The following is a 10,846-nucleotide window of genomic DNA, read 5'->3' as shown; positions in this document are numbered from 1 at the left end:
GGCCGCCAGGGTCGCGGCGGCCGCCAGACCGTTCGGACCGCTGCCCACGACCACCGCACGCGTCACTTCGGGACCCGTTCGCCCCGCCTGCGCGAGACCGTGCGGACGCTGTTCGTCACGTCCGCCACCCGGCCCTCCGCGTCGGCACGCCAATACTGCTCGAGCGGAATGGGGCCGTCCGCGAGCCACGGCTGTGCCGCCACGGCATCCGCCACGCGCCATCTTCCCCGCTCGATCACACCGCGGGCCGCGTCGATCACTTTGTACTCCTGGAAGTTCGCGTGGATGGCCTGAGACTCCACCCATACGACCACGAATTCGCCGGGTTCGAAATGGCAGCGGCTCTGCAGGGCGCGGATGAGCGACTCGTCGTGGAGGTGACCGTCGCCGAAGTTGAACCCGATCACCGAGTTGCAGGCGAACTCCCCCTCGCGGATCGTGCGGGTCTCGATGTCGGGCAGCGCGCGGTAGAGCACCGAGAAGAGGCCGCGACCCTGGCTGTGCATCGAGCGCCACGCCAGCGTCTGCTGCATCGTGATCTCGGCGATCTCGGGCGCGTAGCCGAGCTGCGTGAGCTGGTCGACCTGGTTCGAGGTCGGCCTGATGACGGCATCCAGCTTCTTCTCCGCCCCGGGTGTGAAGGTCCACAGCGCCGACGCCCAGTTGCCCGCGTACTGACGCATCGACGGCAGGAACGAGACCTTGTCGGGGCGGAGGTTGCCGAGCACGGGGAAGAACAGCAGGGCCGCAACGATCCCGGCGAGCAGCCACCCGTTCGAGAAGTCGGTGACTGCGTATCCCGCCTGCGCGGGGAAGCCGAGGAAGAGGAACACCGCGGCGTAGCAGAACAGGGTGTTCCACTCCAGCGGGACGGCGAGCGGGAAGGTCGAGAAGATGAAGAGGTGGAAGCCCACGATGAGGACGACCGCCGCGAGCGTGACCCAGAAATTCTGCGAGAACAGCAGCACGAGCGGAACGGCGATCTCGACCGTGGTCCCCATCGCGTGCGCCATGAACTGCGCGAGCTTCGACGGGCGCACGTCCCGAGGGAAGTCGCGGTACAGGGCGCGCTTGAGCCATCTCGGCGGCCAGAACGGCGTGTTGCTGAGCATCGGCGGGATGACATTGACGAAGTGCTTTCCGAACTTCGAGATGCCCGCACAGACCCACACGGCAACGATGAGCAGTTTCAGCGCGATGATCATGTCCACGAACGACAGCACCGAGAAGAACACCAACGCCGGCAGGTACTGCTCGATGCGCGACGCGACCGCGATCGTCTTGTCGCGCACGCCCACGATCACCAGGAGCGCGATCGCGACGATCACGGGGGTGGTCTGTACCAACCCGCTCGTGTTCTCGGGGAGCGCCGCAGCGAGCGCAGGGGTCACCGTGCCGGGGAGCACGAGCGCCGTGGCGAGCGCCGCGAGAAACCCGAGGTAGACGACGACGTCGAAGATCGTCCGGGTGTCGCCGGCCGTCCCCGGCACCCAGGCCCACGGCCGCAGCCGGATCGTGCCCGGCCGCGCCCAGAACTGGATGCCGCCGGTCATGGGCTTGAATTTGCCGGCCGTCGGCCCCCACGATCCGGCGAGGCCGATCGCTTCGAGCAGCATGGTCCAGATGATCGCCTTCTGGTAGACGATCGGCTGGTTCCACCACTGGTCGACCTGCCAGAACCATCCCACACCGCTTGTCGCCGTGATGATGATGCTGCCGATGAGGAACCACAGCACGGCGATCTTGACGAGGTAGGTCGCGGCGATCATGCGGGGCGATCCGAATCCGTACTCCACCCAGTGCAGGGTCAGGGCCTTGATCCGCTCGCGCAGCGGCTGGTGCAGGAACGTGGTCGTGTCGAGGGGCGGGAAGTCCGCGGTCTTGAATCCCATGATCAACTCCTTCGGTGACGGGATGAGGGCAAGAGAAGTGTTCAGACGGCGGCCGCGGCGAGCGCCCGGCGCATCGCCGGTTTGTCGACCTTGCCGACCGGGTTGCGTACGAGATCCGTGACGATGCGAATCTCGGCGGGCACCTTGATCTTGGTGAGACCCTGCGCGCAGTGGGAGCGCAGTTCGTCCTCGGTGACCGCCTCGCCGGGGTGGAGGACGACGTCCGCGATCGGGACCTCGCCGTACACGGGGTCGGGACGCCCGATGACCGCGGCCTCGAGCACCGCTGGATGCGTGGCGAGGAAGGCCTCGATCTCCTTGGGGTACAGGTTCTCGCCGCCGCGGATGATCATGTCCTTTGCCCGATCGACGAGCGTCAGGTAGGCATCTTCGTCGAGGATGCCGATGTCGCCCGTCCGCAGCCACCCTCCGCGGAGCACCTCCGCGGTGGCATCCGGTCGTCCGAGGTACCCGCGCATGACCGTGGGGCTGAGGACGGCCACCTCGCCGCGCACGCCCGGGGGCAGGAGATGTCCCTCCTCGTCGAGGATCGCGATCTGCTGGCCGGGCAGAGCTCGACCGACGGTGCCCGGCTTCCGCTCGCCCCACAACGGATTGCACGCCGAGGCGCAGGTCGCCTCGGTGAGGCCGTATCCCTCGAGGATGGGGATGCCGAAGCGTTCCTCGCTGAGGGCGAGCAACTCAGGGCTGGCCGGGGCGGCGCCGCAGATCGCGAGTCGCAGCGAGGGCAGGCGGGGGATCTGTTCACGCGGTACCTCGGCGAGACGAGCGAAGATCGCCGGGACTGCTGAAAAGTAGGTGGGCTCGTACCGCTGTGCTGCGGCGAGGAATGTGGCGGGGGCGAACCGCTCGAGGATCGACACGCTGCCCCCCGCGCTGATGGGCGCGAGGAAACTCACGCAGAGCGAGTTAACGTGGAACAGCGGGAGGACCAGGAGAGCCTGGTCGTCGGGCCCGAGCTCGATGTGGCGACGCAGGGAGACCGCCATGGCACTGAGGTTCGCGTGGTCGAGCATGACGCCCTTGGGCTGGCCGGTCGAGCCGCTCGTATACACCAGGAGGGCGAGCGTGTCGGGGCTGAGGGTCGGGTCCGTCAGCGGGCCGCGCAGGGTGTGCGGAAGGTCGGCCGGCGCCAGCGTCTCGACCTCGACGTTCGGTGTCCCCGCCGTGACGAGCAGACGCGCTCCCGAATCCTCGAGCTGATAGCGCAGCTCTCGTTCGGTGAAAGTGGGGTTCACGGGCGTCACCGCGGCGCCCACCCGCCACGCGCCCAGCATCGCGGCGAGGAAAGCGACGGAGTTCGGCAGCATGATCGCCACGACGTCACCCCGACCGATGCCCCGCGAGGCGAACAGCTCGGCGCAGGCGGCCGCTCGGCGCTCCAGCTCCCGGTAGCTGAGATCGACGGTGACGTCCCGCACCGCGGGCCGCGAGGTGCCCGCCGAGGGACTGCGCCACGGCAGGTGCTCCAGTCCGGAGCCGGCGCGCCGCGTCGTGGCCCGACTGTCGAATTCGTCGAAGGACATCATCGTTCACCTCCCCGCGCCGACCACTGCGTCGGGCGCGATTCGAGCGTCTTCGTGCGCGTCTTCGCGCTCCCCTCACGCTAGGAACATCGCGCGGGTGGCACAGTGGCGCGGGTGGCGAACTTCACACCGGCGAGTGTGCACGGTGCACGGGTAGGCGGACGACGAGAGAGAGCGCCGTGTCCGACCGCGCTTCCCGACGGATGGCCCGTGACGCACGGCGCCGGCGCAGACGTCAGGAGCGTCAGCGAACGGGTTGCCGGAGGATGGTGCGGAGCTTGTCGGGAGAGCTTCGGCGGACGTCGCTCAAGTAGATCTCGTGGTGCTTCCCGCTCAGGCTGAGCCCCTGACCGGGGATGAACGCGTGGTGCAGCTCGTCCAGCACGTCTGCCTCATCGTCGAAGGAACCGAGGTGCAGCGTCTGCACGCACAGTCCTTCGGCGAGGGTCTCCATCCGCACTTCTTCCGGCCGACCTGTGGATCCTGCAGCGCGCACGGTCTCGACGGCGGAACGGAACATCGCCTCGTCGATCCAGTCGGGAACCAGGAGCATCATCGTCCAGTCCCACTGCGACTTGTCCCTCGCCACGGTGAAGGCATCCATGTCGTCCGCCCACCACAGGCCCTCCAACGGAGGCACCACGTAGTCGCGGCCGAGTTCGCGTTTGCTCGCGAACTTCAGCTTGTACGCGACGGGGTACAACGCCTGCAGGGCCTGCGTGTAAGCCGGCGCCGTATTGGGGTCGCCGTGCCCGTCGATCATCAGATATCGCAGGTCGGGAATCTCCACGATCCTGAACTCGCCGACCCTGGCCTGATAACTGTCGAGAGACTTCTTGAAATCGACCTTGGCCGTCATGGTGCTCCTCCCCTCGCTCCGCCAGCCTGGCAGGCCACCGCGATCCGAGGTAGTGGCACGCGCCTTGATCGATGCCCCGTTTCCTGTCAACGCCCGCGCGCACACCGCGCTCGGCGACCTACCGTGCCGCCATGGCAGTGGAACGACTCTGGCTCATCCGACACGGCGAGAGCGAAGGCAACGTCGCGGCTTCGAGGGCCGAGCACGACGGCTCGCCGGTGATCGCGCTCGACACCCGCGACAGCGACGTGGAGCTCTCCCCCGTCGGCGTGGAGCAGGCGACGGCGCTCCGGGCGTGGGTCGATTCCCTCGACGTCCCCGTCGACGAGTACTGGGTGTCGCCCTACTGGCGCGCGCGGCAGACGCTCGCGCTCGCGCTCGGCGATCGGCCGACGTCGGTTCCCACGCTCATCGACGAGAGGTTGCGCGACCGGGAGCTCGGCATCCTGGATCTCCTCACCACCCGCGGAGTGCAGGAACTGCATCCGGAAGAAGCGGCCCGCCGGCGCCACCTGGGCAAGTTCTACCACCGGCCCCCGGGCGGAGAGTCGTGGGCCGACGTCACGCTGCGGCTCCGGTCGTTCCTCGGCGAGCGCCTCGACGCGTCGCCCGCCACCGTGTTGGTCGTAGCGCACGACGCCGTGATCATGCTGGTGCTGTACGTTCTGCTGCGGATGACCGAGGCCGAGCTGCTCGCGTTCAGCGCCAGCCACACGGTCCGCAACGCCTCGGTGACCGAGCTCGTGCGCACCGACGACGGCTGGAAGCTCGCGACGTTCTCGTCCGTCGACCACCTCGCGGCCGAGGGCGCCGACATCACCGTGCACTCGGGAGGCGACGATGTCCACCACGCCTGAAGAGGTCACGCTGGCGCTGCTGCGCGAGTGGGGTCGCCCCGACCCGGCCGGGTCGAAGAAGTCCCGCGGGCAGGTGGTCGTGGTCGGCGGATCGCCGCGCTCCCCCGGCGCCGTGCTGCTCTCCGCCGAAGCGACGCTGCGCGTCGGCGCCGGGCGCACCGCCCTCGCCGTCCCCGCCGAGATCGCGCCGTACCTCGGACCCGCGATGCCCGAGGCTGGCGTCCACTCCCTCCCCACCGGCTCCGCGCCCGTCGACGACGCCTTACGCGCCACCCTCGAATCCGCGGATGCCGTGCTCCTCGGCCCCGGATTCGACGACCCGGATGCCACCCGCGCGGCCCTGCACGCCATCGCCGAGGCCGACATCGACCGACTCGTGCTGGACGCGTTCGCGCTCGGCATCCTGGGGTCGGTCGACCGCGGCATCCTGCCCGCGGAGCTGATCCTCAACGCCAACGAGGAGGAGGCCGCGCTGCTTCTCGAACGCGACCTCACCGAGGATCGCGCCGCCGACATCCGGGAGATCGCCGAACGCTACGCGGCCGTGGTGCACTGCTTCGGCACGGTGGCACACCCGGACGGACGCACGTGGCAGGCCGAGCCGGGCAGCTCGGGCCTCGGCACCGCCGGGAGCGGCGACGTGCTGTCGGGCGCGATCACCGGGTTCGCCGCGCTGGGTATGGAACCCGAACGCGCCGCGGTGTGGGGCGGGTGGACGCACGCCCGTGCCGGCGACCGGCTGACCGAGCGGGTCGGCATCGGCTTCCTCGCGCGGGACCTGCTGCCGGAGCTGACCGCTGTGGTGCACGAGAGCTGAGGCGCTCAAGAGATAAAACGTAGGCAGATAGCTCTATCTGGGTACGATCCGTTCCGCCATCCTTCTCACCCCGTCAGAACCGCCGCGCCTCGCCCCCGAGCAGCCCCGCGTTCAGCGCCCCCCGGCGAGCGTCACCAGCACGATCGCCCCCGTCATCGCGAGCAGCTGAATCGGCTCGGTCAGGATGCCGAGACTCACGATCAGCGTCGTCGCACCGGCCGGAGGGTGCGGGGTCTTCAGCAGTGTCAGCACGACCGTCGTGAGGGCCACGGACAGCGCCCCGGCCACCAGATATCCCGGTGTGAGGCCCCCGACCGGCGCGGGCGGCTGTCCGCTCAGCCCCAAGGCGTAGAAGCAGGCCACACCGACGAGCAGCCCCACCGCGTGCCCGATCAGCGCGTTGCGCGGCCACGACGCGGGCTGCTCGGGCGACTCGAAGAACAGCATCACCGTCGGCCCGAGGCTCGGGAACAGCCACGGTTGATGCAACGCCAGGCCCATGGCGCCGGTGAGCGCGAGCACGACGAGCGACAGCGCGCCGGCGTACGCCGCCGCGCCCGCTCGCCCCTGCCGGACCCGCTCGCCGATCATCACGACGCCACCAGCAGCGCCTGCGGTGCCGCCTGCTTCAGCCGGGTCGAGAGCCAGTCCTGCTGCAGCTTCGTCTGCCGTTCGCAGTCATCGATGATCGCGAGCAGTTCCTCGTCACGCAGCGCGAGCGCGGCCTGCTTCACCACGGTCCACGTCGTGTCGACGAAGCCGACGAGCGCGTGCAGGTCCTGCAGGTCGCGCAGCAGCCCGAGCGGCCCGCTCCGGCTCTCGCTCATCGCGTCGGCGTGGAAGCGTTCGGGCTCGGCATCCGGCGTCTCCCCGTACCGCTCGACGACCGGACCCAGCCGCCGTCCGTGCTCGTCGCACTGCTTCGCGAGCGTGTGACAGAGGTGGAAGACGTCGGGCTCATCGCCGTGCCCGTCGGCGAGCTGGCGGAACGACTGCGCGAGAACCTCCTCCCCCGCGTGCAGGAGGCCGATGTACGACGCCAGATTCATGCTTCCTCCCGGGTGGCAATGCGCGGCGGCTCGACGGGCCGGAGCGACTCCTCGGCTTCGCCGTCGGGTCCGCCGACGGTGGCGGGCACGCGCGCCGGATCGACGGGACGGGATGCCGTCGTGGTCGGCGCCGGCGCGGGTCCGGTGGCATCCGCGATCTTCTCGATCTGCACCGCGGCGACCTTGAAGATCGGCTGCTTCGAGACGGGATCCCATTCGGTCATGGTCAGCTCGTTCGCGGCGGTGGGGTGCCCGTCGGGTCCGGTGCGCCCGTCCTCCCAGTACCCGTAGTGGAAGGGGGCGAAGACGCATCCCTCGCGCACCTGGCCGATCCGCGCCGGAACGACGATCTCCCCGCGCGCCGACCAGACGCGCACGAGGTCGCCTTCGTGGATGCCACGCGCCTCGGCATCCATCCTCGAAAGCTCGACCCACGCCGACGGAGCCGCCTTCTGCAGCTGCCGCGCGCGGCCGGTCTTCGTGCGCGTGTGGAACTGGTAGACGGTGCGGCCGGTGGAGTACTGCAGCGGGTATTCTTCGCTCGGCGTCTCGTGTGGAGGGTTGTACGCGGCGGCCTTGAGGATCGCGCGGCCGTCGACGCGCATGGCTCTGTAGTTCGTCGGGCCGATCGTCGCGCCGGTGAGCAGGTCGTGGCCGAAGGTCTCGGCGCGGTCGACGTCGGTGGGGAAGATGCCGTCGCCGTACAGGCGGACGGTCCCGTCGGGGTGCTCGTCGTTGCACGGCCACGGGATGCCACTTCCCCCGCGCAGCTTGTCGTAGCTCAGGCCCGTGTAGTCGCAGAGTCGCCCGCGGGTGCACTCCTGCCAGGCGCGGAAGCCGTCCTCGGGGCCAGTCCAGTCGAGCAGCGGCGAGCCGTCGTCGCGGCGGAAGTCCATGCGCCGGGCGTAGTCGAGGAAGATGTCGAGGTCGCTGCGCGCCTCCCCCGGCGGCTCGACGGCCTTCTCCGACAGGTGCACGGTGCGGTTGACGTTGGTGAACGTGCCCTGCTTCTCGCCCCAGCCCGCGGCCGGCAGCACGACGTCGGCGAGCATCGCGGTCTCGGTGAGATAGAGGTCTTGCACGACGAGGAACAACTCGGGCTTTGCGAGGATCTGCCGGATCCGCTCGGACTGCGGCATCGACACCGCGGGATTCGTGGCCTGCACCCACAAGAACTCGATGCTCCCCTGCTCGGCGTACCGGAAGATCTGCATCGCGTGCGTCGGCGGCGACCAGTGCGGAATTCTGTCGACGTGCACGCCCCACAGCTCGGCGAGCTGGCGCACGTGCTCGGGGTTCTCCCAGTTGCGGAAGCCCGGCAGGTCGCCGTCGGCACCGCACTCCCGGGCGTTCTGGGCAGTCGGCTGCCCGTTCATCTGCAGGATGCCGGCTCCCGGCCGCCCGATCTTCCCCGTGAGCAGGTGCAGGTTGTTGACCTGGCACGCGGATGCCGTGGCATCCGACGCTTGATAGAACCCCTGCAGCACCGTGGAGAGGACGCGCGGCGACTGGGCGTAGATCCGGGCCGCGGCTCGGACGTCGTCGGCATCCACCCCGCAGGTCTCGGCGACGGCCTCGGGTGTCCACGGCTCGACCGTGGACTTCAGCTCGTCGAAGCCGATCGTGTGCGCGGCGATGTAGTTGTAGTCGACCCAGTCGTTCACGAGCAGCTCGCGGATGAGCCCGTTCATCAGGGCGAGGTTCGTGCCCGGGCGCACCGCGAGGTGCACCTCGGCGCGGCGCGCGACCTCGGTCAGCCGCGGGTCGACGCACACCACTAGCGGCGGATTGAGCCCGGCGAGCCGGTCGAGCACGCGCGTCCAGAGCACCGTCTGCGTCTCGGCCATGTTGTGGCCGAAGAGGAAGATCGCGTCGCATTCGTCGATGTCGGCGTAGCTTCCGGGTTGGCCGTCCGACCCAAAGCTTTCCTTCATGCATGCCGCGGCCGTCGCCGTGCACAGCCGGGTGTTGCCGTCCATGTGCGGGGTTCCGAGGCCCGCTTTGCCGATGATGCCGAGGGCGTAGTACTCCTCGAGGAACAGCTGACCCGACGTGTAGAAGCCGAGACTGAGCGGGCCTTTCTCTTGCAGCAGGTGCTGGCTGCGCTCGACGATGCGCGACATCGCGCTGTCCCAGTCGGTCTCGACCAACTCGCCGTTTTCGCGGATCAGCGGGCGGGTGAGTCGGTCGGGGCTCGCCATGCCCTGCCAGCTGCCGAACAGGCCCTTCGGTCCGAGGCGGCCGTGGTTGACGATGTCGACCGCGCGGCCGCGGACGCCGACCATTCGGCCGTCCTTCACGGCGATGTCGGTGGCGCAGCCGTTGCTACACAGCACGCAGGCGGACTGGACCCAGCGGTCGACGTCGAGCTCGGTGAGCCCGTCGGCGAGCTTCAGGTCGACGCGGACCGGCCACCGCTCCCCTCGCGCGAACGTGTGCGCGTGCCCCAGATGTGCTCGATGCGATCGACCATGATCGTTCCCTCCCTGCGGTCCGCGGGAGAACGTACGGCGGAGGATCGCGATCACCGAGAGCCTCGACAGGCGGTGGGCGCAGTGCCAAGGTTCGCCCGGCTGACAGACTCTTTCGTGGTTCACCGCCACGAATGGGAGACGCCTGCATGGAGATCGAGCCCGGCATCTACGAGCACTTCAAGGGCCAGCGGTACGAGGTGTTCGGAATCGCTCGGCACTCCGAGACCGAGGAAGTCTTCGTGTCGTACCGGAAGCTCTACGACGACTACTCGTACTGGGTGCGCCCGGTGGAGATGTTCCTGGGAGATGTCGAGCGGGACGGGTACGCGGGGCCGCGGTTTCGGCGGGTGGGGTGAAGGAGCGCGCACTGGCCCCACCCCCTAAACGCGGTGGTGCAGTCAGACGAAAAGCTCTAGGACGGCGTCTCGATTCCAGCCCCCTGGAGGAACTTGCGGACCTTTGCGGAGGGCTTTTCGCTAGACCTGGCTGCCCCTGAACTGCTGGCTACACCGTCGGACGCAACGTTTAACGCCTCAATCTATGGGATCAGCTCCCGGACCGATTGATGCCGCATCTCCGCCTGCGAATTGATGCACTTCTGAACAATGCGGTCCACTTGGGTACCGCTACGGTGTCGGGATCGGCCTCGATCTCGCCCGATGCGATCGGCTCATCAAGGTCCCGCGCCGTTATACGTCCACGGTAGACGGGAGCCGGCGCGGTGCCTCATCCTTTCGCGGACGAAACGCGGCCCGCCAAGAAGGCTGATTCCTACCGCGGATTCTGCGTTTCCTATGGACACGCTGAGCGAATCTTGCGTAAGACCAACCTCGGAATCACACGTTTGTAATTCCTTGCGCTTGCGAGTCTGGACGGGAGATCCGGACTGACCTAGCTTGATCGACACGGAACGTAGAACGACCCCGGGACAGTCCTGGGGGCTGCCGGTCCGGGGTCAATCACCACACTTGCCAGAGAGCGGTCTTACGACTCTATACCGGACCTGAACGCGCCAGATGCGCTGGGAGGGTGAGCCACGAGAGCTACGTCCGGGAAGGTAAGACAATGGGCAAGACGAGCCCCTGGCATTCCATCCTTCGGAATGTGCACCACAACAACACCAACTGCAACACCGGGAACAACATCGAGCGCGAGAACCGCCGCTCGGGCACGGGCGGCAAGCCGCTGTGTTCCGAGTGCGCCGGTCTGAGCTAGTTCCCTCGCAGGCGAGCGTTGGGAGCATCCCTCCCAACGCTCGCCCACGGGTGAGTGTGGACCACATGTGAGCAGCACAGCCGGGCTGCCCTCACCGCATGCTCGTGGCAGCGCTGGACCCGAATAGGCCGCACGC

Annotated in this window: 10 protein-coding genes; 4 read left to right on the top strand and 6 right to left on the bottom strand. The window is 68.5% G+C overall.

Going from position 1 to position 10,846, the window contains the following annotated elements:
* Nucleotides 1-62: 62 nt before the first annotated feature.
* From D8Y23_RS10115 to D8Y23_RS10105, 3 genes are all read right to left on the bottom strand, one after another.
* Nucleotides 63-1,892: a DUF3556 domain-containing protein gene (locus D8Y23_RS10115; RefSeq protein ID WP_128218012.1), complete on the bottom strand. Its 1,830-nt coding sequence runs from the start codon at nucleotides 1,890-1,892 to the stop codon at nucleotides 63-65.
* A gap of 41 nt (nucleotides 1,893-1,933) precedes the next feature.
* Complete coding sequence (locus D8Y23_RS10110; RefSeq protein ID WP_205796995.1) at nucleotides 1,934-3,442, bottom strand: class I adenylate-forming enzyme family protein; 1,509 nt, start codon at nucleotides 3,440-3,442, stop codon at nucleotides 1,934-1,936.
* Nucleotides 3,443-3,683: 241 nt separating this feature from the next.
* On the bottom strand, nucleotides 3,684-4,298 hold the full coding sequence (locus D8Y23_RS10105) for a GyrI-like domain-containing protein (RefSeq protein WP_128218011.1): 615 nt from the start codon (nucleotides 4,296-4,298) through the stop codon (nucleotides 3,684-3,686).
* A gap of 131 nt (nucleotides 4,299-4,429) precedes the next feature.
* Between D8Y23_RS10105 and D8Y23_RS10100 the strand changes: the two genes are divergently transcribed.
* Both D8Y23_RS10100 and D8Y23_RS10095 read left to right on the top strand, forming a co-directional pair.
* Complete coding sequence (locus D8Y23_RS10100) at nucleotides 4,430-5,155, top strand: histidine phosphatase family protein (RefSeq protein ID WP_128218010.1); 726 nt, start codon at nucleotides 4,430-4,432, stop codon at nucleotides 5,153-5,155.
* Nucleotides 5,139-5,972: an ADP-dependent NAD(P)H-hydrate dehydratase gene (locus D8Y23_RS10095; protein WP_128218009.1), complete on the top strand. Its 834-nt coding sequence runs from the start codon at nucleotides 5,139-5,141 to the stop codon at nucleotides 5,970-5,972. The genes D8Y23_RS10100 and D8Y23_RS10095 overlap by 17 nt, the downstream gene beginning before the upstream one ends.
* 111 nt (nucleotides 5,973-6,083) lie before the next feature.
* Here the strand turns inward: D8Y23_RS10095 and D8Y23_RS10090 are convergent, their stop codons facing one another.
* From D8Y23_RS10090 to D8Y23_RS10080, 3 genes are read right to left on the bottom strand one after another with little or no spacing between them, the layout of a single operon-like run.
* Complete coding sequence (locus D8Y23_RS10090) at nucleotides 6,084-6,563, bottom strand: HPP family protein (protein ID WP_205796999.1); 480 nt, start codon at nucleotides 6,561-6,563, stop codon at nucleotides 6,084-6,086.
* Nucleotides 6,563-7,021 (bottom strand): hypothetical protein, encoded by a 459-nt coding sequence (locus D8Y23_RS10085; protein WP_128218007.1) that lies wholly within the window; start codon nucleotides 7,019-7,021, stop codon nucleotides 6,563-6,565. Before D8Y23_RS10085 ends, D8Y23_RS10090 begins: the two co-directional genes overlap by 1 nt.
* Nucleotides 7,018-9,549, bottom strand: a complete 2,532-nt coding sequence (locus D8Y23_RS10080) for a molybdopterin oxidoreductase family protein (protein ID WP_428844476.1) — start codon at nucleotides 9,547-9,549, stop codon at nucleotides 7,018-7,020. Before D8Y23_RS10080 ends, D8Y23_RS10085 begins: the two co-directional genes overlap by 4 nt.
* A 92-nt stretch (nucleotides 9,550-9,641) precedes the next feature.
* On the opposite strand from D8Y23_RS10080, the gene D8Y23_RS10075 reads away from it, so the two are divergent.
* Nucleotides 9,642-9,851, top strand: a complete 210-nt coding sequence (locus D8Y23_RS10075) for a DUF1653 domain-containing protein (protein ID WP_128218006.1) — start codon at nucleotides 9,642-9,644, stop codon at nucleotides 9,849-9,851.
* 709 nt (nucleotides 9,852-10,560) lie between these two features.
* On the top strand, nucleotides 10,561-10,710 hold the full coding sequence (locus D8Y23_RS16810) for a hypothetical protein (protein ID WP_164878200.1): 150 nt from the start codon (nucleotides 10,561-10,563) through the stop codon (nucleotides 10,708-10,710).
* The last annotated feature ends 136 nt before the right edge of the window (nucleotides 10,711-10,846 follow it).

Origin of the sequence: Microbacterium enclense (assembly GCF_004022425.1) — a bacterium.
Taxonomy (GTDB): Bacteria; Actinomycetota; Actinomycetes; order Actinomycetales; family Microbacteriaceae; genus Microbacterium; species Microbacterium enclense_A.
Note: the sequence above shows the minus strand (reverse complement) of the source record. Positions and strands in the feature narration are given on the sequence as shown.

What these genes read in the sequence shown, in the direction of transcription:
- D8Y23_RS10105 (WP_128218011.1), bottom strand. Translation starts at nt 4,298, where the DNA reads ATGACGGCCAAGGTCGATTTCAAGAAGTCTCTCGACAGTTATCAGGCC.
- D8Y23_RS10075 (WP_128218006.1), top strand. Translation starts at nt 9,642, where the DNA reads ATGGAGATCGAGCCCGGCATCTACGAGCACTTCAAGGGCCAGCGGTAC.
- D8Y23_RS16810 (WP_164878200.1), top strand. Translation starts at nt 10,561, where the DNA reads ATGGGCAAGACGAGCCCCTGGCATTCCATCCTTCGGAATGTGCACCAC.
- D8Y23_RS10095 (WP_128218009.1), top strand. Translation starts at nt 5,139, where the DNA reads ATGTCCACCACGCCTGAAGAGGTCACGCTGGCGCTGCTGCGCGAGTGG.
- D8Y23_RS10085 (WP_128218007.1), bottom strand. Translation starts at nt 7,021, where the DNA reads ATGAATCTGGCGTCGTACATCGGCCTCCTGCACGCGGGGGAGGAGGTT.
- D8Y23_RS10115 (WP_128218012.1), bottom strand. Translation starts at nt 1,892, where the DNA reads ATGGGATTCAAGACCGCGGACTTCCCGCCCCTCGACACGACCACGTTC.
- D8Y23_RS10110 (WP_205796995.1), bottom strand. Translation starts at nt 3,442, where the DNA reads ATGATGTCCTTCGACGAATTCGACAGTCGGGCCACGACGCGGCGCGCC.
- D8Y23_RS10090 (WP_205796999.1), bottom strand. Translation starts at nt 6,563, where the DNA reads ATGATCGGCGAGCGGGTCCGGCAGGGGCGAGCGGGCGCGGCGGCGTAC.
- D8Y23_RS10100 (WP_128218010.1), top strand. Translation starts at nt 4,430, where the DNA reads ATGGCAGTGGAACGACTCTGGCTCATCCGACACGGCGAGAGCGAAGGC.